General features: G+C 60.0%; 22 protein-coding genes and 1 pseudogene. 11 read left to right on the top strand and 12 right to left on the bottom strand.

The annotated features are described in order from the left end of the window. The first annotated feature begins 135 nt into the window (after positions 1-135). The 4 genes from FHT29_RS03590 to FHT29_RS03575 all read left to right on the top strand — a co-directional run bounded on the left by FHT29_RS03590 (position 136) and on the right by FHT29_RS03575 (position 3,111). Entirely contained in the window at positions 136-627 is a 492-nt protein-coding gene (locus tag FHT29_RS03590) for a DUF302 domain-containing protein (RefSeq protein WP_168599154.1), read from the top strand. Positions 628-724: 97 nt separating this feature from the next. Next, a complete protein-coding gene (locus tag FHT29_RS03585) occupies positions 725-1,354 on the top strand; it encodes a hypothetical protein (protein WP_132526905.1) in 630 nt (209 codons plus the stop codon). Then, complete coding sequence (locus FHT29_RS03580; protein ID WP_168599153.1) at positions 1,326-1,925, top strand: hypothetical protein; 600 nt, start codon at positions 1,326-1,328, stop codon at positions 1,923-1,925. The genes FHT29_RS03585 and FHT29_RS03580 overlap by 29 nt, the downstream gene beginning before the upstream one ends. Positions 1,926-2,265: 340 nt before the next feature. After that, positions 2,266-3,111: a methyltransferase domain-containing protein gene (locus FHT29_RS03575; protein WP_210255359.1), complete on the top strand. Its 846-nt coding sequence runs from the start codon at positions 2,266-2,268 to the stop codon at positions 3,109-3,111. Between the two features lie 785 nt (positions 3,112-3,896). On the opposite strand, the gene FHT29_RS03570 is transcribed toward FHT29_RS03575, so the two are convergent. From FHT29_RS03570 to FHT29_RS03545, 6 genes are all read right to left on the bottom strand, one after another. Continuing rightward, positions 3,897-4,376 carry a hypothetical protein gene (locus FHT29_RS03570; protein WP_081928497.1) on the bottom strand — a complete coding sequence of 160 codons (480 nt, stop codon included), beginning with the start codon at positions 4,374-4,376 and terminating at the stop codon, positions 3,897-3,899. 137 nt (positions 4,377-4,513) lie between these two features. Then, entirely contained in the window at positions 4,514-7,636 is a 3,123-nt protein-coding gene (locus FHT29_RS03565; RefSeq protein WP_168599152.1) for an efflux RND transporter permease subunit, read from the bottom strand. Beyond that, the gene (locus tag FHT29_RS03560; RefSeq protein WP_168599151.1) at positions 7,633-8,748 is read right to left on the bottom strand and encodes an efflux RND transporter periplasmic adaptor subunit; all 1,116 of its coding nucleotides are present in this window, start codon (positions 8,746-8,748) and stop codon (positions 7,633-7,635) included. Before FHT29_RS03560 ends, FHT29_RS03565 begins: the two co-directional genes overlap by 4 nt. A gap of 26 nt (positions 8,749-8,774) precedes the next feature. Continuing rightward, positions 8,775-9,215 (bottom strand): hypothetical protein, encoded by a 441-nt coding sequence (locus tag FHT29_RS03555; RefSeq protein ID WP_168599150.1) that lies wholly within the window; start codon positions 9,213-9,215, stop codon positions 8,775-8,777. Between the two features lie 48 nt (positions 9,216-9,263). Further along, positions 9,264-9,713 carry a MarR family transcriptional regulator gene (locus FHT29_RS34895; protein ID WP_281408358.1) on the bottom strand — a complete coding sequence of 150 codons (450 nt, stop codon included), beginning with the start codon at positions 9,711-9,713 and terminating at the stop codon, positions 9,264-9,266. 302 nt (positions 9,714-10,015) lie between these two features. Next, positions 10,016-11,725, bottom strand: coding sequence for a tetratricopeptide repeat protein (locus tag FHT29_RS03545; protein ID WP_168599148.1), 1,710 nt, complete (start codon positions 11,723-11,725; stop codon positions 10,016-10,018). 183 nt (positions 11,726-11,908) lie between these two features. Here FHT29_RS03545 and FHT29_RS03540 point away from each other — a divergent pair. The 4 genes and pseudogenes from FHT29_RS03540 to FHT29_RS03525 all read left to right on the top strand — a co-directional run. After that, positions 11,909-12,120: pseudogene (locus FHT29_RS03540) on the top strand (PLP-dependent transferase); the annotation flags it as partial. Between the two features lie 130 nt (positions 12,121-12,250). Then, entirely contained in the window at positions 12,251-13,168 is a 918-nt protein-coding gene (locus tag FHT29_RS03535) for an NAD(P)H-binding protein (RefSeq protein WP_168599147.1), read from the top strand. A 211-nt stretch (positions 13,169-13,379) separates the two neighbouring features. Next, entirely contained in the window at positions 13,380-13,847 is a 468-nt protein-coding gene (locus FHT29_RS03530) for a hypothetical protein (protein WP_168599146.1), read from the top strand. A gap of 47 nt (positions 13,848-13,894) precedes the next feature. Continuing rightward, positions 13,895-14,305: a hypothetical protein gene (locus FHT29_RS03525; protein ID WP_051942046.1), complete on the top strand. Its 411-nt coding sequence runs from the start codon at positions 13,895-13,897 to the stop codon at positions 14,303-14,305. A gap of 23 nt (positions 14,306-14,328) precedes the next feature. Here FHT29_RS03525 and FHT29_RS03520 read toward each other — a convergent pair whose 3' ends face one another. Continuing rightward, positions 14,329-15,912: an aldehyde dehydrogenase (NADP(+)) gene (locus FHT29_RS03520; protein WP_168599294.1), complete on the bottom strand. Its 1,584-nt coding sequence runs from the start codon at positions 15,910-15,912 to the stop codon at positions 14,329-14,331. Between the two features lie 243 nt (positions 15,913-16,155). Here FHT29_RS03520 and FHT29_RS03515 point away from each other — a divergent pair, with 243 nt between their 5' ends. The 3 genes from FHT29_RS03515 (at position 16,156) to FHT29_RS03505 (ending at position 20,003) form a co-directional block, all read left to right on the top strand. Continuing rightward, a complete protein-coding gene (locus tag FHT29_RS03515; RefSeq protein ID WP_168599145.1) occupies positions 16,156-17,097 on the top strand; it encodes a GlxA family transcriptional regulator in 942 nt (313 codons plus the stop codon). 276 nt (positions 17,098-17,373) lie between these two features. Then, on the top strand, positions 17,374-18,960 hold the full coding sequence (locus FHT29_RS03510) for an MFS transporter (RefSeq protein ID WP_132526929.1): 1,587 nt from the start codon (positions 17,374-17,376) through the stop codon (positions 18,958-18,960). Beyond that, positions 18,957-20,003, top strand: coding sequence for an HlyD family secretion protein (locus tag FHT29_RS03505; protein ID WP_168599144.1), 1,047 nt, complete (start codon positions 18,957-18,959; stop codon positions 20,001-20,003). Before FHT29_RS03510 ends, FHT29_RS03505 begins: the two co-directional genes overlap by 4 nt. On the opposite strand, the gene FHT29_RS03500 is transcribed toward FHT29_RS03505, so the two are convergent. The 5 genes from FHT29_RS03500 to FHT29_RS03475 form a co-directional block, all read right to left on the bottom strand. Continuing rightward, on the bottom strand, positions 19,997-20,728 hold the full coding sequence (locus FHT29_RS03500; RefSeq protein WP_168599143.1) for a hypothetical protein: 732 nt from the start codon (positions 20,726-20,728) through the stop codon (positions 19,997-19,999). The genes FHT29_RS03505 and FHT29_RS03500 overlap by 7 nt on opposite strands. A 219-nt stretch (positions 20,729-20,947) precedes the next feature. Then, positions 20,948-21,316, bottom strand: a complete 369-nt coding sequence (locus FHT29_RS03495; protein WP_132526935.1) for a response regulator — start codon at positions 21,314-21,316, stop codon at positions 20,948-20,950. Positions 21,317-21,331: 15 nt separating this feature from the next. Next, on the bottom strand, positions 21,332-22,000 hold the full coding sequence (locus tag FHT29_RS03490) for a response regulator (RefSeq protein WP_168599142.1): 669 nt from the start codon (positions 21,998-22,000) through the stop codon (positions 21,332-21,334). Beyond that, positions 21,993-23,636, bottom strand: a complete 1,644-nt coding sequence (locus FHT29_RS03485) for an ATP-binding protein (protein WP_168599141.1) — start codon at positions 23,634-23,636, stop codon at positions 21,993-21,995. The genes FHT29_RS03490 and FHT29_RS03485 overlap by 8 nt, the downstream gene beginning before the upstream one ends. A 205-nt stretch (positions 23,637-23,841) precedes the next feature. Beyond that, a complete protein-coding gene (locus FHT29_RS03475) occupies positions 23,842-24,198 on the bottom strand; it encodes a DUF4440 domain-containing protein (protein ID WP_168599140.1) in 357 nt (118 codons plus the stop codon). Between the last annotated feature and the right edge of the window lie 241 nt (positions 24,199-24,439).

Raw genomic sequence — 24,439 nt, 5'->3', positions numbered from 1 at the left:
CTCCAGAGTTTTCCCGCCGATGCCAATTGAGTACGGCCTGAGGACCACGCTAGCGACCTATACGGATGTATGGGTGCAGACTTCGGCATTGTTGCCGCATCGTTGGAGACTTGATGGAAGAGAAGGGAGGGCAATGTGAGCAACGTGAATTTGACTCGGGTCGTCGTGGAGATCGAACACGTCACGATCACCACCTCTAAGCCGTTCGCCGAGACGGCCACCGCCCTAGAGGCTTCAGTGCCACAGGTCGATGATGGCATATGGGAGCGCCTCGAGAACGGCGATGCAGCGAACGTGAGGAAGGAGCTGGAAGCAGGCGCCCCACTGTTGATTTTCGTGAAGCGCGATCACGGAAGCACCGACCAGATGATCGACTACCGTCGGAACTGCTTTCAGTACGAAATCGGCAATCCGCTCACGGCTTCCAAAATGACTAGCAATGTTCTGGCGACCGGGCTTTATGCGCCATTGCGCATCGTGCTCTACGAGAACGAGGACGGGGGATCGACGTTCGAATACGATCTGCCCTCCGCCCAGTTCGGTCAGTTCGACAACGCCGATGTTCTTGAGGTCGGTAAGATACTGGATGAAGAGATCGAGAAGGCGCTGAAGAAGGCTGCCAACTAAAGCAGCGTCACAACCGGGGATCATTCTCCCATCGCTTGAAAATTCCCAAGTTTGAGGCATTCTCGGATCCCATCGAATACACGCTTTGGGGGCGAATTTGACGGGGACAAGGACGGCGATCGTTGAGGCTGCTGCGGCCGCCACCCCGCTGGCCTTCGTTTACTTCAGCGGCTGGGCGTACCTTTCCGCGTATCTCGGTAAATTCGACATCGACGCGACGCAGGTCGACGTTTCGTTAGCGACCGTCTTGGTCTACGCCTTCGTTCCACTCAATTCCTGGCCCGTCCTCCTCACGATTGCTATTCTCGCGGTCTTGTACCTTTTGTCGGTGTTTGTTCGGCCATTTGCGAAACCCGCCAGGCGAGCGGGGCTCGTTCTGATGCTTGCGGCTCTGGTCGGGTTGCTTTTTGTCGTCAGGTATTCAGCGGATGCGGCTGCCAGCGAGATGGCCAGTTTGGTGTGGCTCGGGCAGAAGTCGATCACCAATGCCGTTGTAAAGCCCCCAGAAAAGACTGATCCAAGTTATGAGGAATACGCGCGATGCAGGGATACTCGCCGCTTGCGCCAGATCCTCGGCACGACCTCGACAATGTACCTGCTGTGCCGAAACGATGTCCTGCCTTGCTGGCATGCTGTGCTGTTTGCCGTGCGGAATGACGGGACGATCGCCTATTCGGCCGAGAGAAGGAGAAATAACGATGGAAGCATGGCAAGCTGCAAGACTTGAACTCGGTGCGGCCGCGCTGCTGCTCCTGAGCTGCATCGGTCCCGCCCGCGCGCAGGAAAAGCAACCCGTCGAAGCGAAGATCGACATCCGGAAGCTCATGATCGTCGATGGACCGTACGAACTGCAGGGATCGACTGGAATTTACGGGTTCGTCGTGGCGCGGTCCGGCGGCAAGGCTACGTTTCGGCCTTGCACAGGGCCGATGATCGATGTGGACGACAATAGACTAAAGCGGACGAAGTCGACTTGCGCGGATGAGCCGCCTACCGATGGCAATCCATTCAGCGTCGGCTGCGGCGGAGGTGTCGAAGTACCCTCGCAAGTCAAAGCTGCAATCGCCAAGGAAGGGCCGACAAGTGCTTTAGGGACGATCTTCGAGATGCGGAGCACGACTGACGTCCAAGTCTATGCCACTTACGACGACACTGCGGCGAGCAAGATCAAAGGCATCGACCGCATGGCGACGTGCGGAAATTGGAACATCGGCTTCGACGCGAGCGGCACCGATATCATGCACTTCCTTTCGAAGGACGATGCGACCATGGGGAATTACGGCGACGTGAAGCAATGAGCTGTCGCGACGCTTACGTCACACCTGCAAACAACATGTTCAATGCACGAGCCGCCGATCATTCCGGCCTCGACGACAGCGATTGACTTGCCTGCTCGCGCCTGCTCCATCGCCAATCTCTTTTACGGTTTTGCCGCGGCCGAATATAAGAATTTTAAAGCGCTCGACTTCGTGGCTCATCATCGGTCCGTTCCTATTCGCGGGAGTTGAATTTGAGACCAATTCCCGCGAGGTCTGTAACCTATACATGCGGATAGTTCGTCGCCGGAGGCTTTCCCTTTAAATCTGATGCCACAAGATCCAGAAGGGTCGGCACGGCTTGATGGTTGTCCAGGGAGGGATGCAGATGGTCGAGAAGCGAAAGGTTGAAGAACACTACAGGAGCGACGCTCTGATGGACCGCCTTCAGGCGGCGCTTTCGGACGCGGGTCTGGGCGACGGGAAATTGACGATCGAGCAATTGGCTCCGCTGGATCAGTTTCATTCGCGGGGGCTGCTGGCGACGGTCGAGCTCGCGAAGGCTCTTTCCCCTCGCGCCAACGAACGCGTGCTTGATATCGGGTCCGGTCTGGGCGGCCCGTCGAGGTATCTGGCGGCAACGTACGGATGCGTCGTCGCTGGGATCGACTTGAGTGAGAGCTTCGTCTCCACAGCGACATATCTGGCCGGACGCGCGGGCCTCGACGAAATGGTCGCGTACCAGAAGGGTGACGCCCTCGCCCTTCCCTTCGATGACGAAGAGTTCGACATTGCTTGGACCCAGCACGTTGCCATGAACATCGCCGATCGGGCCGAGTTCTATTCGGAGGCGAGCCGCATCCTGCGACCTAGCGGTCGCCTCGCCGTGTACGATGTTCTTGCAGGAGGCGGAGGCCCCCTCGTCTATCCGGTTCCGTGGTCCAAGACCTCGGAGGGAAGCTGTCTGCTCACACAGGACGAGATGAAGTCCCATCTGGCAAACGCGGGGCTTGAGATAATCTCTTGGAAAGATCGAACGGATGCCGCCCTCGCCTGGTTTCAGGCCTTGCACAAGCAACAGGCCGCTCAACCTGCCCTGCCTGTCGGGCTCGATCTTGCCATGGGACCGGAGTTCAAGATCGCGACAGCAAACCTCGCTCGCAATCTTGATGAAGGACGAGCCGTTTTGATAGAGGCCGTCGCTGTTAAGCGCAAAGTGACTGGGTAGGCGCCCGATGACTGCTTTTGGCGCAATAGGCGGAGCAGGTCTGCCTGGCGTCAGCTTATCCGGACGTTACCTAGTTGCCTCAAATTCTCAATTTAGCCAGTGCATTGTCGAGAGCTTCGAGGTGTGCCGCTGCAATCGCCTCGAGACCTGCTTGCGGTAGGCACGATGTAGTTTGACCAATGCGATTTGGCTGCATCGTCCACGCGCTTCTCGAAGTATTGCCGCCAACCACCATCCAGCAGATTGCTGAGCCGCTCGTCCTCCGCTGCAAGTCGCTGCAAAAGTGCCTCGCTGAACAGTCCTTTCTTCGGACGAGGAGCGAGCCCCGCTGCTAGGAACTCGGGCAGGTCTTGCGAACCGAGACTGTCGAGCGAGAGGATTCCAGAGAACTTCTTCGCTCATTCCCCGAGCGAGTCGCTGAGGAGCCCAAGTCTGAGACGTTGAGCCTCACTGGCTTCACGCTCTTTACGAGGTATTCGCGTTACCATATTGATTGGAATTCCGAAATCCATCTCACGAACCCGCGAGGATGCGAGCGATTTTCCTTGCCAGCCGGGAGAACGTTGTCGGAGCTTTCAGACGATTCTTGGTAACGCGGGCACGTGGCGTATTGTTGGAACTCGAACTGTGAGTCGTCGCAGCCTGTCGGCCGAACCTCTTCACGTCCTCGAAGCTTTCGAGACCCAGCTCCGCAGCGATCGGACAGCGACAGGGCGGCCCAAGATCGACCGCCCTCCATTGTGTTCGTACTGAGGTCATTGGATGTCTCCGAGAGGAGCCACGTTTCATGCTATCCGGCGCGTACCCTTGAAGCTCAGATACCCAACGACGAGCGCGGCGATGAACAGCACAGTCTGGGACACGAGAACGGCGGGCTCGTTGCCAACAGGAGCAAGATCGTGAAGACCGGGCACCTTCTGGAACGACTGGACGATCAGCACGAGACAGTTGAAGTACAGCAGAGCCAGCGCGCCGATGACGAAGGTGGCGTTCCAGAGGCGAGCCGTCGATGCTCTCTTCCAGGCGAACACGGTCACGAGAAGAATGACGACGTTCAGGATGCCGATGACGATAGCCGGGGTCACGCCATGGAACGGGAAGAGAAATCCTCCGAATAGCGTGATGGCGGCAGTTGCGAGGAAGAGCTTCGTCCATCCATCGGCCGGGCGGCGGTTGATAAATGCCGCGACCATCGCGATCCCTGCGACGATCTCTACCAAGCTGACGAGGACGTGGAAAATTGTATAGGCGAGCAGCAGGTCCATTTTTTTCAGTCTCCGTTTTGAGCACCGCAGTGTGTGCTCGCTGTGGCGAATTGCCAGCTATACGAATGGATGGATTTTCGGCGGCGCGGACCTCGCCAAGGAGAGAGAAAGCGAGGATCCGCACCGCCGGAGCAGGTTCAGGCAGCGTCCTGAACCACCACTTCCTTCCGATTCTCGACTTCGACATTCTGGTTCACCTCCGGTTCCGTACTGGGGGTACGGACCCGGTACCAGATGGCATAGAGTGCCGGAAGGAATAGCAGGATGATGACCGTGCCGACCGCGGTGCCGCCGATCAGCGTGTAGGCCAGCGCACCCCAGAAGACCGAGAAGGTCAGCGGAATGAACGCCAGGACTGCAGCCAGCGCGGTCAGGATGACCGGGCGGGCACGCTGTACGGTGGCTTCGACGACAGCGTGGTAGGTGTCGAGGCCTTCATGCATGTTTGTCTTGATCTGTTCCATCAGGATGAGCGTGTTGCGCATCAGGATCCCCGAGAGGCCGATCAGGGCAAGGATTGCCGTGAAGCCGAAGGGCTGGTGGAAGATAATCAGGGTCGGAACGGCGCCGAGCAGACCCAGGGGAGCCGTCAGCAGCACCATGAACATTGCCGAGAACGACCGGACCTGGAGCATGATGACAAGCATCGTCAGCACGATCATGATCGGGAAGACCTTGGCGAGCGCCACGTTGGCCTTCAGGGATTCCTCGACGTCCGCACCGACCTGGATCTTGTAGCCAGCCGGAAGCGACTGCATCAGCGGCTGCAGCGACTTCGTAATCTCGGCCGCCACGTCTGGAGGCTGGACACCTTCCTGCACATCGCTTCGGACAGTGATGGTCGGAGTGCGGTCGCGGCGCTTCAGGATCGGGTCCTCCGTCGTCACTTCCATCTTGCCGATCTGATCGAGCGGGATGGTTTTCCCATCAGGCGCGACCAGAGTAAAGTCGCCGAGACGGGCGGGATCGAGGCGTTCCTCGCCATCGCTGCGAGCGACCACGGCCACGTTGCGGATGTCTTCGCGGACCGAGGTGACGTTCACACCAGTCAGGAGGAACTGCAACTGTTGGGCGGCCTGTACCGGAGAGAGACCGATGAGCTTGAGGCGTTCCTGGTCGAACACGAACTTCACGGAAGCGACGCGTTCACCCCAGTCACGGTTGACGGTGCGGGTATGCGGGTTGGCGCGCATGACTTCGAGAACCTGGTCAGCAATGTCGCGGACCTTGGCTTCGTCGGGACCCATGACGCGGTATGCCACGGGGAATTGCGAGTACGGGCCGAATACGAGCTGGGTGACGCGGACACGACCTTCCGGAGCGAGACCGTCGGCCACCTTTTCGCGGAGGCGGATCTTCAGAGCTTCGCGAGCCTTCGCGTCAGGCGTCAAGACGACGATCTTTGCGAAGGACGGATCGGGAAGTTCAGGCGCGTAGGAGAAGAAGAAGCGTGGAGCGCCCTGCCCGACATACGACGTGACGATCTCGGCTTCGGGTTGCGTGCGAACATAGTCCTCGACCTTCTTCACGGCGCGTTCCGTCGCCTCGATGCTGGTGCCTTCAGGCATCTGCACTTCGAGAAGCAACTCTGGACGGTCGGATGCCGGGAAAAACTGCTTCTTGACGACGGTCATGCCAGCGCCGGCGGCGACGAACATGACGAAGACGACGGATGCGACCAGAAACTTGCGACGGACGGCCCACTTTACGATGGCGCGCAGCCGACGGTAGTTCGGGGTGTTGTAGATCGCTTCATGACCACCTTCGACTGGCTTGATGGTCGGCAGAAGCTTGACGCCCAGGTAGGGAGTGAATGCGACGGCGACGAACCACGAAGCCATCAGCGCGAAACCGACGATCCAGAAGATGTTCCCGGCGTATTCGCCCGAGCTGGACTTCGCGAAGCCCACAGGCATCAGGCCGATGATCGTGACAAGCGTTCCCGACAGCATCGGGGCAGCCGTATGGCTCCACGCATAGGCGGCAGCATGAATGCGATCCATGCCTTCCTCCATCTTCACGACCATGATTTCGATCGCGATGATGGCGTCGTCGACAAGCAGTCCGAGAGACAGGATCAGCGCACCGAGAGTGATGCGGTCGAACGCACGCTCGGTTCCCATCATGATGAGGAATACGATTGCGAGCGTGAGCGGGATTGCAGCGGCGACGATGATGCCACTTCTCCAGCCGAGGCTGAGCAGGCTCACGAGAAGAACCACGCCGAGGGCGACGAAGAACTTCAGCATGAACTCGTCGACGGCTTCGGAGATGTTCACAGCCTGGTCGGTGACCTTCTGCAGGCTGACACCGAGGGGCAGCGATGAGGTCAGTTCCGAAGCCTTCTGCTCGAGGGCGGCACCGAGGTTGAGACCGTTCCAGCCGTCCTGCATGACGACGCTGAGCATCAGGGCATCTTCGCCCTGATGACGGATGCGGTAGGTTGCCGGATCCTCATAGCCGCGGCGAACGACGGCCAGGTCGGAAAGCTTCATGTTGCGGGTGCCGACGACGATCGGAGTGTCCTTGATTTTCTGGACATCATCATAGCCACCATCGACACGGAGATAGACCTGCGGGCCGTTGGTGTCGATCGAACCAGCGGGGGCGACGTTGTTCTGAAGCTGGAGGCTCTGGAAAACGGCTTGGGGGCTGATGCCGAGGCCAGCAAGGCGGGCGTAGGAGAATTCGACGAAGATCTTCTCGGCCTGCTCTCCGAGGATATTGACCTTCTTGACGCCCGGCACGTGCAGGAGCTCCTGACGGAGGTCTTCCGCCTGGCGGACCAGCTCGCGGGCAGGCATTCCCTGTGCCTTGAGAGCATACAGGGCGAAGCTCACGTCCGAATACTCGTCGTTGATATAGGGTCCAATCACGCCGCTTGGCAGCTTGAGGGACTCGTCGCCGACCTTCTTGCGGGCCTGGTAGAATTCTTCCGGGACGCTGGAGGGCGGCATGCTGTCGAGAAGGCTGACAGTCATGTAGATGGCGCCCGGCCGAGCGATCGTCTCGACCCGGTCGTAGTAGCGCAGTTCCTGAAGCCGCTTTTCGAGAGGTTCGGCGACGAGCTGCTGCATTTCCTTTGCGGTGGCACCCGGCCATACAGCCGTGACCGTGAACTGCTTGATGGTGAAGAGCGGATCTTCCGCTCTACCAAGTTTCAGGAAGGCGAAACCGCCTGCTATCGCGATGGCGATGATGAGGAAGAGCGTGATGGCACGTTCCTTGACGGCAAAAGCCGAGAGATTAAAGCCGCTCATTTCGAAGCAATCCTTTCGTCGCCAACGCGGACCGACATGCCTTCGTTGAGAAGATTGACACCTACGGCCACCACGACGGTACCGCGCTCGAGACCCGTGACTACTGCGTTCTCTTCGCCGATTTTCAGAACCTTGACAGGTTCGAAGGCGACTTTGTCGGTCTTCACGACCCACACGCCAGTGCCGGAACCGCGGTCGAAGACGGAGCCGATCGGCACGTCAACCGCGGGTTCGGCCGAAGCATTCGTCTGGAGGTCGATCGAGACCTTGATGGTCGACCCCAATGGAACGTCGGCAGCATTCTGCAGCACGTACCGGGCTTCGAAGGTTCTCGTGGCCGGATCGGCTGCGCTGGAGAGCTGGCGGAGGCGGACTTCGATAGGATTCTCGTCCTCGCCATACATTGTCGCGGTTCCGGTTGACCCAATCGCCGGGCGCACTGTTTCGGGAAGGTTGACGCTGGCTTCTCGCTCGCCGCCATGGGCAAGCTTGGCCACGGGCTGCCCCGCGGCAACTACCTGACCCGGTTCTGCGAGCGTCTCGGTGATGACACCATCGGAGTCCGCGACGAGGACCGCATACGAGGACTCGTTCTTGGCGAAGTCTGCATCCGCTACCGCGGCGTCGAGCTGCGCCACGTCCGTGTCATACGCTTGCTTGGCCTGATCATAGAGCTGCTTGGATGCGGCCCCGACTGCCAGCAGTCTGGCAAAGCGCTTTTCGTCTGCTTCGCTGCGGGCAAGCGCTGCCTTGGCGGAGGTGACGGCGTTTTCCTTTGCGCGCAAGGCGAGACCGAGGTCGACGTCGTCAAGACGCATCAGAGGCTGGCCCTTCTGGACGGTCTCGCCCACGTCGACCAGGCGCTCGACGATCTTGCCGTTCACCCGGAATCCGAGGTTGCTCTCCACGCGAGCCATTACGATCCCGGTGAAAGAGCGCTTCCCGGCGATGACTTCCTTGGCAAGCGCTGTCCTGACCACAGGCGCCTTCAGACGCGGATCACCCGCATCGTCGGCGAAAGCAGGAAGTGCCATCATGATCGTCGATGCGAGGGTCGCTTTCTTGAGGAAGGACAAGACGCTGCCTCCCCCGATCTGCTTCACATTCTTCATTTAAGTCTCTCCTATTTAGGTTGATATCAACCTATCTTGATAATGTTTTCTGATATGTTGTCCGATGTTTGCGGCGTTGCGGCACCCGCTTCGACGCCCCTGGATACCTTGCGCGAATGCATGGTTCGCCAGATCTTCAGTCCCTGCCCTAGCAGTTCCCGCCCGTCTTCAGTGAGGGCAACGGCGCCTCTGCGTCCGCCTCGGGACGGAAGCTTTCTTATTGCCTTCCGCTGCTCGAGCGGACGGAGTGTCGCGGCGACCGTGGGACGGTCCATCACGAGCGCGAAGCCGATCTCGGAGTCGGTCGCGCTCTCTTCGAGCTCGATGACGTAGAGGGTCGCTAGCTGCCAGTTCGTGAGTCCGACCGGGGCCAATGCCTCGTCGTGAGGGATGACTTCGGTTGGCGTCACGCGCTGAAGGCTGAGCCCCTTCGCCTCATCGAATGTGTAGATCCTCTTGAGGGCCATCGACCCGTCTCCATATGAGTTGATATCAACGTATATTGTCCGGCAAAATCACGCGTTTCTTGCTGTGATGATGGCCAAAGCATTAAGGACGCCATCCTTGTCGGAAGCCACTGCGGAACTGATCTCCGCATTGACGGCCTGCCAGAGCGGATAAGTTTCCTCCAGTACGGCAATCCCGCTCTTGGTGATTTCGATACGGCGTGCACGCGCGTCGTCCTCGTCCACCTTGATAGAGATCAGTCCCATTCTTTCCAGCGGCTTGACGTTCGCCGTGATCGTCGTCCTGTCGACGACCAGCGATCGGGCCAGTTCGCTCACGCTCATGCCGCCCGGAACGTTGACCGTCATCAGCAGCGCGAACTGCCAATGGTTCACCCCAGCGTTTCGGAAGGCGTCGTCGAATTTCTTTGCGACCGCCCTGCCCGCTCTGTGGATGTTCAGACCGAAGCAGCTCCGGTCGACCAACAATCTTGCTTGAAAGTCCAGTTCCTGTGTCATTCTTTGAAAATAGGATGATATCAACGTATTGTCAAGCGTGAAATATTCGAGACGCAGATCGTCATCTATCCAGGGCGACCGGACCATCCTCAGGCCGAGATCATGGCCGAGCAGATGACCGGTAGACCGTCGATCGTCTGCATCGAGATGAAGGACAAGTCCGGAATTAGATACCAACTGCCACCAGACTCCGAGGCCCCTGAACACATAGGATCGTCGCGATCCTATGTGTTCAGGGCATGGTTCCGGTAGCAGATGAATGGAAAAGGAAGCGGGCCGAGATCGGCCTGACAATGCAGTTCCTAGTTCGGCAGACCCGCGCGAAGCAAACCCGCGCGAAGCGACCTCCTGTCTTCATCCTTCTCCAGCAGGATCGTACGTTCGAGGAAGGTGTCCACTCGGAAAGCCGGATCGTGCTCGAGCACCTTGGCCGCCTCGAGCGAGGCCTCTCTGGTTCTCCGAAGCTGCGCGTAGGCAGCCGCAAGCCTGAACGACCAAACAGCCTGTGGATCGGGCAGCTTCCGACCTGAGCGAATACAATCTTCGTAACGGCGCAACGAGTAGAAGGCACCCGCGATCTGCGCGTGATACCAAGGCGGATGGAAGGGGTTGAGCCGAACCGCCTGTTCCATGTGGGCAAGCCCCTCTTCAGATCGTCCACGCTGGACGAGCAGGTATCCCATCGAGATCACGCAATCGGCGTCGTGGGGATTAAGTTCAAGCGCCCGGCGAGCGTGGTGTTCGGCGAGATCGTAGTCCCTGTCCTGTAGGAGCACGTGTCCCATGAGGCGCTGGCACGTCGCGTCTTGCGGACTAAGACCGACCCCCGTCCTTGCCAATTCCACAGCCTGTGCTCTGATCTCTTTCGGCGCACCGCTGTAGTCGTGGGAGGCGAGTATCGCCAGGGCCAAGAAGGAATAGGGTAGCGCGTAGCCAGGATCCGCCGCGATAGCTGACCGGAAAAACTCCATAGCCTCCTCGTTGGCCTTTGCATCATAGTCGCGAAACCGCGATAGGCCGCGCAAGTGGAGGTCGAAGGCGACGAGATTAGAGGGCGGCTTCCGGAAGGTCAGCTTCGTCTGGGCGTCCTCTATTCGTCCGACGAGAGATCCGACGATCCTCATAGAAATCTCGTCCTGAACTTCGAAGACGTCCGACAGAACTCTGTCATAGCGGTCCGCCCAGATCGAAACTCCTTCCAACGGCCGGGTCAGTTCCACCGTCACCCGAATCCGGTCGTCGGAACGCCGAACGGTTCCTTCAATCAGATAGTTGACGCCCAGCTTTGCAGCGATCGCCGATATCTGTTCGCCGCTGTCGCGGAACGCGAAGGACGACGAGCGCGCGATCACGAGCAGGGACCGAAATCGCGACAATCCGAAGATGATATTTTCGGTGATCCCGTCGCAAAAGAAATCTTCGCTGGCGTCACCGCCGACGTTCGTGAACGGTAGGACCGCGACTGAAGGGGCTGGTGAGGCGTGCTTCGCAAGGACGGGTTGCGCATTCCCGTTCAGCCAGACGTGTACGGGCCGTACGATATTTTTCAGATCGCGCTCGCCCCCGTCGATCCACTCTACATCCAGCTTTCCCAAGACGTCTTCATACACCCTAGCGGACACCGCCAGGCCGCCCGGAGGAGCTATGCCTTCAAGACGAACGGCGACGTTGATCCCGTCACCGTAGACGTCCGCGTCGTCTGCGACGAGCTCGCCCTGATTGATGCCGACGCGGAATTCGAGGCGGTCTATCGGCTCGCAGTATGAGTTCCGATCATCCATGCGGCTCTGGAAGGTGGTCGCGCAGCGAACGGCGCCGATGACACTTTGAAATTCGGCGAGGACGCTATCTCCGGCCGTGTTGATGATCCGCCCTTTTTCGGCAACGACGAGATCGCCGAGGATAGCGCGACATTCGCGCAACGCCTTGAGTGTCGCCGTTTCCGATTCGCCCATCCGCCTGCTGTAGCCCACGACGTCCGCTGCCAGGATTGCTGCCAACCGTCGCTCCATTAGGACCTCCCGCAGTCTTCAAGGTGCGCACTATACCGCAGCCCATTCTCTCGACCAATGGTCTCGTGCCGCGGGTCACAGCCTCGGATCGGCAAGAAAGTCCAGGTTGCGGTGGTTTAATCCCAAATCCGAGGCACATGAGACTGGTGGCAGTTGCTACCTAACTGCGGACAAGTCTCCCGTCTTCAGGACGCTCTCAAGGTCACGAAGATCTCGAACAACCTCGGCGACTCCCGGAGCCTGATCACGCATCCGGCGACAACCACCCACCGGAGCATGTCGGAAGGCGCGCGGGCTGAACTCGGGATCACGGAAGGCATCCTGAGATTCTCTGCGGGTATCGAGGACACGACCTCGTGGAAGATTTCGAAAGGGCGTCGTCGAGCGTCGCCTAGGCGTCAGCCCGCATGTCCGAAATCGCCGTCTTCTACGACATTGCGACATGAGGGCGCTCTCGGTACCTCACTGTGGTCTCAGGTCTGAAGCTGATGATAACTCCCCGTCAATCGCACAGGACGCAAGGAAATGACCGATTACGACCTCCCAATTCTGATCACCGGAGCCGCTGGCTCCATCGGCTCCGTCGGCAGAACCGCTGCGGAACTGCTTCTGGCCCGTGGCTTCAAGGTCCGCGCCCACGTCCGGACTGAAGACGCTCGCGCTGCAAAGCTTCGCGACCTCGGCGCTGAAGTCGTCGTGGGCGACCTGCTCGATCTCGACGCGGTCCACAGGGCCGTCGAAGGCTGCGAGCACATGTACTTCAGCATGTCGCTATCGCCAAGCTATCTGGAAGCGACCGCGAACGTCGCGGCCGTCGCCAAGCACCATGGCGTAAAGGCCTTCGTGAACATGTCGCAGATGACCGTGAAGGAGATGGACATCTTCAACACGACAACCAGCCCGCAGCAGAAGCACCACTGGCTCGCGGAGCAGATCCTCGAGTGGTCTGGGCTTCCCGTCGTCACCATCCGGCCGACCGCGTTCCTCGAGGCTCTCTATCTCCAGAACGCGGGGACAGTCGGCGCCACGGGCAAGATCCTGGCTCCCTTCGGTGCGGGCAAGAACTCAGCAATCGCTGCCTACGATGTTGCTCGGGTCGTTGCCGAAGTCCTTAGCGATCCCGGCAAGCACGTCGGTGAAATCTACCACCTGACCGGTCCCGTGTCCCAGGACATGGAGGCCGTTGCCAGGGAGTTCTCGGAGGCGCTTGGACGCGAGATCACCTACACCGATGTTCCTGAAGCCATCTGGAAAGAGAAGTTCTCCAGCTTCGGTCTTCCCCAGCACACCGTAGCGCACGTGGCGACGATGGCCGAACTTCACAAGGCCAACCGCTACGACCGATACAGTGACGACGTCGAGAGGGTCACTGGGAAGAAGCCGATGAGCGTGAAGGAGTTCATCGAGAAGCACGCCAAGGCCTTCGCGCCGCCGGCGGCCTGACGAGCGGTCGCGGTCGATCCCGGAGCGCACAGCTGCATGGCTTCGGGATCAGCTGATCGAAAATCGACACCCCGCGATGTCACTTTTCGGTCCTTTCTAGCCCTTCGGTTATGTCCGAAATCACCCTCTTCTGTGACATTGCTGGCTCCCGGATTGGCATCCTATGGATGTATTCGGCGATGGGGAATCGCTTCATCAACGGAGGGTTGGGATGAAGATCGAGCAAGCCTATGGAACGGTCGCGTGGAACACTTCCTCGAAGAGTGGGGAAAGTCCAGATCACAATGATCCACCATCCTTTAGCGCCTCGCTGGAAGGCCTGCTGAAAGTCGAGTCCCCATCCATCAAGGACGAGGGTGAACCCGATCCGAACGCCTGGATAACCGAGAAAGAGAAGAAAGCGCATGAGGCGGTTCTGGATACGTTTTCGCGGATCTCTACGATGAAGCCCGAAGAGTTGATCCGGGCCAAGTATCTGGAGGCGCATCATCTCACGGAGGATGAGGTCTCGAAGTTGCCACCAGACCAGCGTGCCCAAATTGAGCAGGAAATCGAGGACGAAATAGACCGACAGATGGAAGCAGAGATTCGGCGAAAACACGATGCAGAGCTTCAGAAGGCCCAGAGTGCCTGTGGCCTCGGATCTGCAGATACGCTTGTAGCGGCGGGCCAGGATTAGAACTGAGCCCGACAATCCACTACCACAGTAAGCAAGGGAAAACTCCAATGAAGATCGAGATTGCACATGGCACGCCTGTGCTAGACCCCTTCAAGAACTCGAAGGGAGCCCTGAAAGCCGAAGTCTCATTCGCCTCCTTCATGGACACGACCGCTCTCGGAACTCCCGGAGGAATCGCCGGGGGCGAGGACGGTGAAAGCGACCCGGAGGATAACGGCCTGAGTGCCAAGGACAAGAACAGCAGCCAGTCGATCTTGGACGAGTTTGCCAAGTGGGCGCACATGACGCCTGCCGAGCGGATCCGCGCCCAGTATCTCGAAGCTCACGGTATGTCCGAGGCAGACGTCTCCCATCTGCCTCCAGAAGTCCGGCAGGCGATTGACGACGAGATCAAGAAGCAGATCGAAGAGCAAACGAGAGAGCAGGCCGCTTCCAACAACGGCCCTGCTGCGGTGTGACGTCTCCCGGACGCTTCAACGCCTCAGCCGCTGCGGCTGACCCTGATGCCGTTGGCAATGCGCGGAAGGCTTTCGACGCTTTCCGGCGCGAGCTCCCTGGGCAGAAGCTGTCCGGGGAGGTTCTGGTAGGAGACGGGTCTCAGGAAACGCCGAATGGCCATTGTGCCGACCGAGGTCGTCCTGCTGTCCGAAGTAGCCGGGAACGGTCCGCCATGCACCATGGCATCGGACACTTCGACCCCGGTCGGCCAACCATTGGCGAGGATGCGTCCTACCTTTCGCTCAAGGACCGGAACCAACCGGGAAGCGTGGGAATAGTCTTGCTCATCGATATGGAGCGTAGCCGTCAGCTGGCCCTCCAAGCTTTCCGCCAGTTCGACGAATTCGTCGAGATTCGCGCAACGGATGAGAAGACTGCTCGCACCGAAGACTTCCTCCGCAAGGTGCGGATCCGAGAGGAAATCGGGCACGCTCGTCTCGAAGAACGTGGCCGGGCTGCGATTGACTTCGCCCGACGACTTTCCGACTGCGACCCTCCTGACACCACTGTGCCCATGCAGGGTCTGGACGCCGCGATCGAAGGCCGCGTGGATACCGGGGGTGAGCATTGGCCCCGCTTCGGTTTTCGCCACAAGCTGGGCGCTCGATTCCACGAATGCGTTGAGGTCGCCCCCGTCGACCGCCACGAGAACTCCTGGATTTGTGCAGAGCTGCCCTGCCCCGACCGTCAGCGAGCCGACGAATCCTGCGGCGAGCTCGTCAGTCCGCTTCTTCAGGGCTGCGGGGAACAGGAAGACGGGATTCACGCTCGACATCTCCGCATATACGGGGATCGGCTCCTTGCGCCGGGCGGCGATCTCGCAGAGGGCGATCCCGCCCGCGCGCGATCCCGTGAAGCCGACCGCCTTGATCGCAGGGTGAGCTACAAGTGCGGCACCCGTTTCGTTGGCTCCCGGAAGAAGCGCGAATACGCCTTCCGGAAGGCCGGAATCGATAACCGCCTTGCGAACCGCGCGTCCGGCGAGTTCGCCAGTGCCGGGATGGGCCAGGTGTCCCTTGACGACGACCGGGCATCCCGCTGCGAGCGCCGATGCCGTGTCTCCGCCTGCCACCGAGAACGCCAGTGGAAAGTTGCTCGACCCGAATACGGCGACTGGGCCGAGACCGATCTGGCGGAGCCTTATGTCGGGGCGCGGAAGCGGCTGCCTGTCTGGTATCGCCTCGTCGACGCGGAGATCGAGCCACTCGCCGGAGCGAACGACGCGAGCGAACAATCGAAGCTGGTTGACCGTTCTCGTGAATTCTCCCTGAAGCCGGAACCTCGGCAAGCCCGTTTCCTCGACAGCGCGGTCGAGCAGTTCCGGCCCGATCGCTTCGACATTGTCGGCGATCCGCTCGAGGAAAGCCGCCCTCGCATCGAGACTGGCGGAGCGATAGACATCGAACGCTTCGTCCGCGAGGCGACACGCACGATCGACATCGGCTGCGGTCGCAAGCGCGAAGGCTGGGGAGAGCTGCTCACCAGTCGAAGGGTTGGTTGCGCGGAATTCCTTCTCGGATGATGAGGCGGCATCGCCCCCGATGATGGGATCGCCGGTGATTTGAATGGACAAGAGCTTCTCCAATGTTTGGGCTCCCGCTTCCGGAGGACGGGCGCCGTGAGACGATGCGGGCGCGAATGGACTGACGGGAATGCAAAGCGTACTCTCGTTGACGGGCTGAGACTTGTGCCCAAATTTGAGGGATTGCTCGACCCATACTGATGTATAGTTGAGGAGTTTGGTGCGGCAATGAGATCCAGCCGCGTGCCTTGGTGCCCCGCAGAACCGTTTGAAATTGGAAGCCACTGAATGCCTAGGGTCGGTCTCGTCATCTATCCCGAATTCGCTGCCATGAGCTTCGCCGCCATGACCGCGTTCGAGATGGTGAACCTGCGGCGCGGACGCCCCGTCTACGAGATCGAAATGGTCTCCCAACATGGCGGTCTAGTTCGAAGCTCTCTGGGCGCCGATGTCACGACCGCAAAACTTGGCGATACCGAGCTGGACACCGTGATCGTCGCAGGTGCCGACAGGCTGCAGACCTTCGATCAGGGTCTTCTGACGACGCTGCGGGAGACTGCGTCGACGCGAACACGAACGGCAGCGATTTGCACGGGCACCTTTGCGCTGGCGGAAGCTGGGCTTCTCGATGGACGCAGGGCCACTACCCACTGGTACTATGCGACCGAATTCCGTGAGCGCTTCCCGGCCGTGCGTATCGACGAGGACCGGATCTTTATCAACGACGGCGCTTTCTGGACTTCTGCGGGTATGTCGGCTGGAACCGACATGGCGATAGCAATGATCGACGAGGATCTCGGGCCGGACATGGCCAAGGAGGTCGCTCGCATGCTGGTGGTGCAGAGCCGTCGCTCCGGAGGACAGCTCCAATTTTCCGCCCTTCTCGAACTCGACGCCAAGTCGGACAGGATCCAGAACGCCGTCGCCTATGCGCGGGCGAACCTCGGAAGCGGTCTTTCGGTCGAGGATCTCGCCCGGGTCGCGAACCTCAGCTCCCGCCAGTTCAGCCGAGCCTTTCGCGACGAGACGGGACAGTCGCCCGCCAAGGCTATCGAGCGCATGCGTGCTGAGGCCGCACGCCAGATGCTCGAGGAAGGCAGACATCCCATCGAGTATATCGCGAGGGCGACCGGATTTAGCGACAGGGACCGGATGCGTAAGGCCTTCATCAGCCTCTTCGGTCAACCTCCGCAGACGATGCGGCGCGCGGTGAAGGCGGCCCGATCCTGAAGGTGGACCATACGCCTGTATAGCTATCAGTGGACGGTGACTCGGCGCATGGTCCTCCTACCGAGTCGGTCCTCCCACGTGTCGGAGCCCGTCCCGGTGCGACGTCCCCCCTCCCGCCGACCGCGGACGGGCCGCGCGCTTCCGAAACCCTGCAGTGCCGACTGCAACAAGCAGTTCGGCTCCAACCATACATCCGTATAGGTTCGAGAATGCCCGCGTGATCGTAAGTTACGGCTTCGAGACAGGAGCGGTCAGACGATAGCGCATGGTGTGCCAATGACGACGGTAGAGAGCATTGCCCCGGCTCCCTCGGCTGAAGCTAAAGTCGCGACCGACAAGATCCTGTTTCTTGCGCTCGCCCTCACCTCATCCTTTTTCGTCACGCTCGCCGCGCAGTTTGTGACCACGAACATCTCCGACCTCCAGGGCGCTATCGGCGCCACACCCGACGAAGCTTCGTGGCTCTCCACGGTCTACACCATGGGCAACTTCGCGGGGATCGTCTGCGCCGCACCGCTTTCGCGGACATTTGGCATCGGGCCGTACGCCTTCGCCAATGCCGTGATCCTCTGCGTGGTGTCGATACTATGCGCGGGTGCGCCCCCACTTGACGTCTTCATTGCGCTTCGCGCAATACAGGGTGTGGCGGCCGGGTGCTTTGGTCCGATCGCCTTCATGTCGGTCTTCATCGTTCTCGGTGGGCCTCGGCTGCCGACGGGGCTTTTTCTTCTGGCCTTCGTTCTTCTCTTCCCGACGACAGTTGGCCCTGTCGCGTCCGGATATCTCGAAGAGTATGTGGGCTGGAAGGCGCTTTTCGTTGCTCAGGCAACGATCGGCGGCCTGATAGCGATCGGCGCGCTGTTTGTGTACCAGTGGCTGCCACCCAAATGGGAATCCTTGAAGATCGACTGGCTGGCGGTCTTCCTGCTGTCCTCGGGACTGGCACTGATGGTTCTTGTCGCCAATCAGGGCACCCGCCGCTTCTGGTATGAAAGCGATATGATCGGCTGGGCGACGGCGGGAAGCATTGGCGCCTTCGCGGGGTTCGCCTTCCTATGCGCGTTCTCGCCGAAACCGATCATATCGCCGAGACTCTTCATCGACCACAATTTCGGCCCACCTGTAGCCCTCAACCTCGTCTTCCGCGCAGGCTTCGCAGTAACGACCTACCTCGTTCCCCAATTCCTTGCGATCGTCCAGGGATACCGCCCGCTCGATATCGCCAATCTACTGATGTGGGGGGTGATGGCACAGCTCCTTGTGCTGCCTCTCGTCTGGGTGCTGCTGCAGGTCCTGGAGACGCGGTTGGTGATGGCGCTCGGGCTGTTGCTCTGCAGCGTCGCGACAGGCGTCCTGCTCGACAGCACCGGGCTTTCGGCAGCCGACCAGTTCCGCATCCCCATCATGGCATTCGGCGTCGGACAGGTCCTGTTCCTCGCTTCCGACGTGATCATCGGCGCCATGGCGATCAAGCCCGCGGACGCGGCTACGGCCGCCTTCGGCTTCAACATGGGAACCCTCGGAGGAACGACGATCGGCGTCGGGCTGGTCAGCGACCTCGTGACGGAACGCGAGAAATTCCATTCGAGCCTTCTGACCGAGACGATATCGCTCTTCGATTACCTGGACGACGCCAGGATCAGTGCGCTGGCAGCCGGGCTGACGAGCAAGCTCGCCGACGAACACGCCGCTAACGTCCAGGCCGTTTCTGTCGTTGCGAACGCGGCCAGGCGGCAGGCGTGGGTGCTTGCCTTCAACGACGGCTTTCTGGTGGTGGCCGGGGTGCTGATCGTGAGCGCGCTCGGCGTTCTGATCATCGGCCATCATCCGCCGCTCGCGAGTATTGGAGATCATGGAAAATGAGATTTGGCTATGCCCTGACTGGCGGCGTCCTGATTGCCGCCTCCACCTTCCTTGTCGCATCCGCGGCTCTGATGCCGGGCACCTGGCTACCGAGCTTCCGCTCCGACATCACCGACAATGCATACGTTCGGGGAGAGATTACGCCCATCAGCCCAAAAATCTCCGGCTATCTCGTGGAAGTGCTGGTGCAGGACAATCAGGCGGTCAAGCGCGGGGACATCCTGTTTCGAGTAGACGACACCGACTTCAAGGCAAAGGTGCTTCAGGCAGAGGCACAGCTGGCGGCGGACAATGCCGCAATCGAGAACCTGGACAGCGAAATCGAGTTGCAGAAGGCCGTGGTGCGACTGGCAAATGCGGCCTTGCAAGGCGCCGATGCCGAAGCCTACCGGGCAAAGCGCGACTTCGACCGTGCAACGAACCTGTCTCAGAGCGGTTCCGGTTCCGGCGCCAATGTCGACACGACGCAGGCGGCCAGCCTAAGGGCGGACGCGGCCGTCGCCGCAGCACAAGCCAACGTCGAGGCATCCAGACGTCAGGTCCATGTCTTCGAAACCAAGCGACCGCAGCTTCTGGCCGCGATTTCTTCGGCGGAGGCTGCCGTGAAGCTCGCCCAGTTCGATCTCGACGGAACGATCGTCCGCTCGCCCGAGGACGGATGGGTCGGCGCGAAGCAGGCGCAGCTGGGACAGTACGTGAAGCCCGGGGGGCTCCTTATCCCATTCGTCTCCGACGACGTCTGGGTCGTGGCAAATTTCAAGGAAACGCAGCTTCCGGAGATCTCCATCGGTCAGGAAGTCTCAATCGATTTCGACGGGATCGATGCCCCATCGTTCAAGGGCCACGTCGAGAGCCTGTCTCCCGCCAGCGGCGCCCAGTTCGCGCTACTGCCTCCTGACAATGCGACGGGTAATTTCACGAGGATCGTCCAGCGGGTTCCGGTCCGGATCGGTGTTGATCCCGGTCAGCAGAAAAGAGAGCAGCTCCGACCGGGCATGTCCGCCATGGTGCGGCTGCTGAAGGAGCGAAGACCCGCTCAATAGAAGACGAGCTTGTCGATGCTGATCTCGGCAAAGACCGAAGGATCAGGCTTTTCCAGCTCGGTCGTCCGGTACATCGTCCTGCGCGAGGCGAACCTGATGCCCTGTATCTGGACGAAGTCCTTCAGAACGCTGGTGACGGATGCACTCAGGAGATCGAACCGGAATTCCTGCCATCGCATCATGCCGTCGATGCCGACATGGCACATTATCTTCGGAGCGTGCCCGGGAATATGGGGCGGATAGGAAATCTGTGCCCTGCGGATCGTCTCCTCGCCGACTTGGTGCGGCTGCAGCTCCGCGACTTCGAACCCCGCTGATGCAAAGAGAAATGGCTGGGTCACGACGTTCCAGATGGAATAGCTGCATATGTACGCGAGCTGGAAGTCGTCCCACGGCCTGTCGACGCTCATCTCGGCGAAGGAGGAACGGGGATTGTACTGCGTCTCCACATAGCCGCCGTCGGCACTGTCGATCGCCAGCACCTTGGGAGTGAAGTTACTTTCGATGGGTCGGGGATCCGTGCAGTGGAGCCGCACGGTCTGATCCAGCAGGCCAAGCTCGAACAGGCCGCCAACCGATGCCGAAGGACCGCCCCGCGTCGACCAGAGGTCGCCCTCTATCCTGAACCTTCCCTGGGCTCGCCGATACATCGCGAAGAGGTGCTGCCCGCCATGCGCATCCATGATGTCGTCGATCAGAGTGCGCGTTGGCGTTGCCTCACCCATTGGCGGGACATCATGCCTGCAGGAGCTTGGCGGCGCTTCGGCGAACGAAACTTGCGACGTAACCATATCGGCAGACCTCCGACTGGGGGTATCGAAAATGAATCAAGTGAAGCGGCTATCTGTCTGACCTTGGTGACAGAATGGGAAAGTTAGCGAAATTTCTGCGTTTGCATATGACATATTTGACCGTGTTTTCGGCCACGACGCGCGGCAAGGGCGTTAGCCCGGCATAGCCGACTTGAGACTTTCGAGAAGAATCTCGTCGTCCACAGGCTTTTCCAGGAAGGCGATAGCCCCGGCCGCCAGCGCCGCTGCTCGAACGCTCGCATCGAACTGCGAGGTCAGGAATATGATAGGCGGTGCCGAATCTCGGGAGACGAGTTCCGCCTGAAGTTCGATGCCGGACAGGCCTGCCATCTTTATGTCAAGGATGATGCACCCGATTCTTCCGAGGTGACACCCGGCGAGAAACTCCTCGGCCGAGGCGAACGTCTGCGTCCGGTATCCGCAGGATTTCAACAGATCCTGGAGAGCCTCCCGGATGGCAATGTCGTCGTCGACGATCGCGACCGATTGAACTTTGGACATCGCTGCCGCCTGCCTTCAGTTTTCATGCTCTGCGAGGCTAGGCAGCTGGGTAGGTGGTAGTGTCTTCCAGTGGGCGTAGATGACCTCGGCCTTGCGGACAAGATCGGGAAGAGTGCGGCTCCTAAGCTTCTTCATGAGGCTTGCCTTGTGAAGTTTGACGGTGATCTCGCTGAGGCTCATCTCGTAGGCGATCTGCTTGTTCATCAGGCCCTTGACGACGTGCCCCATGCACTCCCGTTCCCGCTTGGTGAGCGCCTTCGAAAGGGCGATGATGGCGTCTTGTTCAGCTTCCCGTTCCCGGCGTTCCCTATCCCGCGCAAGGGCTGTCCTGACAGCATTGAAGAGGTCCTCGTCGTTGAACGGCTTCGTCAGAAAGTCCAGTGCGCCCGCCTTCATCGCCTGGACGGTCATCGGAATGTCGCCGAACCCGGTGATGAAGATGATCGGCATCCTATACCCGAGCGAGGCCAGTTGATGTTGAAGTTCGAGACCGTCAGTCCCTGGCATTCGGACATCGAGGATTATGCAGCCGGGGCTGTCCGGCCGAACGCTGTCAAGGAAAGGAAGCGCGCTGTCGAAGGAAGCGGATCGCACGTCGATCGAACGAAGGACGTCTGCGATCGCAAGACGCATATCCTCGTCGTCATCGATGATGAATACGTCCACTGGAGAGGAATCAGTCATGGCTTGCCTCCGCGGGTAGGCTAACCTGGAAAATGGCGCCTCCCCCTTCATGATTCCGGCCGCTCAGCCTTCCTCCCTGCGCCTCCACCATCGCCCGGCATATCGACAGCCCGATACCCATGCCGGATTCCTTCGTGGTGAAGAACGGGTCGAAGAGCTTCTGCAGCGCGTTGTCTTCGATGCCTCTGCCATGATCTCGGACGCTGATGACGACGGCGTCGTCACCATTCATCGAGCATTCGATGGAAACCTTCTTCTCCGATCCCCCGCCAGAGTTGATCGACTGGATGCCGTTGTTGAGCAGATTGACAAGCACCTGCTGGATTTCGGCCTTCGCCAGCTTCACCTTCGGCATGTGCGAGGGAATTCTCGTCTGCAGTACGATCGAGCCGCTGGTCAGCTCGTGTTCAAGGAGAAGGCAGGTTTCCCCGATCATCTTAGCGACGTCGGTGACTTCCGCTCGAGCCGGATTCCGCATGATCATCTGCCGGGTGCTCTTCAGAATGCCCGCTACCCGGTGTGCATCTCGGACGATACGCTCGGCGGCATCCGAGGCCGATGGAATATCCGGAGACTCCCGCCGCAGCCAGCGAAGGCATGACTGGGCATTCAGGACAACGGCTCCAACAGGCTGGTTCAGCTCGTGGGCGAGCGAGGCAGACAAGGCCCCGACCATGGCCACCCTGGACACCTTTGCCATTTCCGCCTGCGCGGCCAGAAGCGCCTGCTGGGAGCGGTCGCGCTCCGTAACGTCGAACATTCCGACGACCACGCGGTCCAGCCCGATGCCGTCTTCGGGAAAGCTCAGAACAAGGAGCACGGACAGAGTCGTGCCATCAGGCCGTACGATCTTTCCCTTTCCTTCGAAACGGGTCCGGCCGCTGAACAGGCATTCGACGATGCCCGACAGACACTCTTCGTCGCGGGGGATGAACTTCCTGATGGAGCCGGACACCTCCTCCGACGAGCGGCCCAGCAGTTCCAGGGTTGCGTCGTTTACAGAGACGCTCTCGATAAGGTCCGCGCATTCCTGGAGGAACATGGGCGACGAGGCCGAGTGACGTTTCAGGTTGCTCACGCCGCCGTCCCGAAGTTCGACCAGCTTAGCCTTGAGCTTGCTGAAATCCTGTTCCCAGAGCGCCACCCGGCACTGCTCGAAAATCGCACGAAAGCGGGCTTCGCTGCGTTGGAGAGCGTCGTTGGTCCGTTTCAAACGTTCCGTTGCGGCGCGGTTTCTGATCAGGACCGCCGCCGTTGTCGCAATTGCCGCGATTGAGACGACCGCTCGAAGGTTTCCTGGAGGGAGCAACGCGTCGCCACTGAAAGCGAAGGATACGACGGTCAGCATGACGCAGAGTGCGGAAGCCAATAGAATTCCGAACCCTGCAAGCACCTCTGAGGCAAGCAACAGTGCCAGCCCGTAGAGCACGGCAATGGCGCTCCCTGCATTAGTGAACGTGTCGAGGTAGAAGACGAGGCAAATCAGCGTCAGCGACGACAATGCGTTCGCCGTTCGCCCCGGATACCAGCCAGGCGTCAGAATTGCCTCCGTGCGCAAACCAAGTAGATCCACGATACTCTCTCCCAGCGACGCCCCAAGGCCCGACAGTGTCACGCCGTCGGACGTTCCTCGCATGATAGCGCCTGAGTTCCTCATGCGCGACGCCTCGAATCTGAGGGATTCAAGGCCGCAGTAACACCCGGCCGAGCGCCTCCCTCGACAGAACTCGCCGATGCGCATCCGCAGCCTCCGAAAGCGGATATTCCCTGTCGATCAGCACCTCCAGATCGCCGCGAGCCATTCTCGTAGTAGACCGCAGCTTTCATCGGTTCCTCTTCGTCTAATCCAGAATTGAGCCGCCCCAGGGATTGTCCACGGCGACCTTCCAGCTGCCATCTGGCTGCTGCCTGAGAACGTCCGAGGTAAGGCCGCCTACTTCGACAGGTTCTCCCTTTTCACCGACCGACTGCGCGCTCCAGCGCGAATGATGCAGCGCGATGCTTCCGGCCTGAACGACCGTGCGTTCCGAAATATGGAACACCGGAAAGACCTTGGACATCGCGACAAGACCTTCCTTGATCGCTGCTCGTCCCACCGCATGTGAGTCCGGCTGGATGACGAGAACGCCGTCCTCCTCGAAGTAGGCCGCCGCCTCGTCCATTTTGCCTTGCTGGCGCAGGGCTACGATCGTTGCCATCGTCTCTGCCGGGCTCATCTCAACAGCCTCGGCAATGTGCTGAAATCGCTCGCTTTCATGAATAGTCCTTCTGTGCGGCCTTTGACGCCTTTTCCGTTTTGCAAAAGGCATAGTCGCGAGCGGCATCGGGCCGTCCACCTATACATGTGTATGGTCGCGCTGGACCCGGAGGGCGGACAGAGCGACGCTTCTTGCGGTGACTGGCGCCGGATCGTCGAAAGCCCGTGCGAGAACAGCCGCA

The organism is Rhizobium sp. SG741 (assembly GCF_012275435.1).
In the GTDB taxonomy this organism is placed as follows: domain Bacteria; phylum Pseudomonadota; class Alphaproteobacteria; order Rhizobiales; family Rhizobiaceae; genus Rhizobium; species Rhizobium lusitanum.
The sequence above is the reverse complement of the archived record's forward strand: the minus strand, read 5'-3'. Positions and strand labels throughout refer to the sequence as shown.

Coding starts and splice junctions, on each gene's coding strand:
- FHT29_RS03500 (WP_168599143.1), bottom strand. CDS start 20,728: ATGGGTGAGGCAACGCCAACGCGCACTCTGATCGACGACATCATGGAT.
- FHT29_RS03545 (WP_168599148.1), bottom strand. CDS start 11,725: ATGGAGCGACGGTTGGCAGCAATCCTGGCAGCGGACGTCGTGGGCTAC.
- FHT29_RS03580 (WP_168599153.1), top strand. CDS start 1,326: ATGGAAGCATGGCAAGCTGCAAGACTTGAACTCGGTGCGGCCGCGCTG.
- FHT29_RS03565 (WP_168599152.1), bottom strand. CDS start 7,636: ATGAGCGGCTTTAATCTCTCGGCTTTTGCCGTCAAGGAACGTGCCATC.
- FHT29_RS03555 (WP_168599150.1), bottom strand. CDS start 9,215: ATGGCCCTCAAGAGGATCTACACATTCGATGAGGCGAAGGGGCTCAGC.
- FHT29_RS03490 (WP_168599142.1), bottom strand. CDS start 22,000: ATGACTGATTCCTCTCCAGTGGACGTATTCATCATCGATGACGACGAG.
- FHT29_RS03530 (WP_168599146.1), top strand. CDS start 13,380: ATGAAGATCGAGCAAGCCTATGGAACGGTCGCGTGGAACACTTCCTCG.
- FHT29_RS03535 (WP_168599147.1), top strand. CDS start 12,251: ATGACCGATTACGACCTCCCAATTCTGATCACCGGAGCCGCTGGCTCC.
- FHT29_RS34895 (WP_281408358.1), bottom strand. CDS start 9,713: ATGACACAGGAACTGGACTTTCAAGCAAGATTGTTGGTCGACCGGAGC.
- FHT29_RS03560 (WP_168599151.1), bottom strand. CDS start 8,748: ATGAAGAATGTGAAGCAGATCGGGGGAGGCAGCGTCTTGTCCTTCCTC.
- FHT29_RS03510 (WP_132526929.1), top strand. CDS start 17,374: ATGACGACGGTAGAGAGCATTGCCCCGGCTCCCTCGGCTGAAGCTAAA.
- FHT29_RS03505 (WP_168599144.1), top strand. CDS start 18,957: ATGAGATTTGGCTATGCCCTGACTGGCGGCGTCCTGATTGCCGCCTCC.
- FHT29_RS03485 (WP_168599141.1), bottom strand. CDS start 23,636: ATGCGAGGAACGTCCGACGGCGTGACACTGTCGGGCCTTGGGGCGTCG.
- FHT29_RS03575 (WP_210255359.1), top strand. CDS start 2,266: ATGCAGATGGTCGAGAAGCGAAAGGTTGAAGAACACTACAGGAGCGAC.
- FHT29_RS03495 (WP_132526935.1), bottom strand. CDS start 21,316: ATGTCCAAAGTTCAATCGGTCGCGATCGTCGACGACGACATTGCCATC.
- FHT29_RS03570 (WP_081928497.1), bottom strand. CDS start 4,376: ATGGACCTGCTGCTCGCCTATACAATTTTCCACGTCCTCGTCAGCTTG.
- FHT29_RS03525 (WP_051942046.1), top strand. CDS start 13,895: ATGAAGATCGAGATTGCACATGGCACGCCTGTGCTAGACCCCTTCAAG.
- FHT29_RS03515 (WP_168599145.1), top strand. CDS start 16,156: ATGCCTAGGGTCGGTCTCGTCATCTATCCCGAATTCGCTGCCATGAGC.
- FHT29_RS03475 (WP_168599140.1), bottom strand. CDS start 24,198: ATGGCAACGATCGTAGCCCTGCGCCAGCAAGGCAAAATGGACGAGGCG.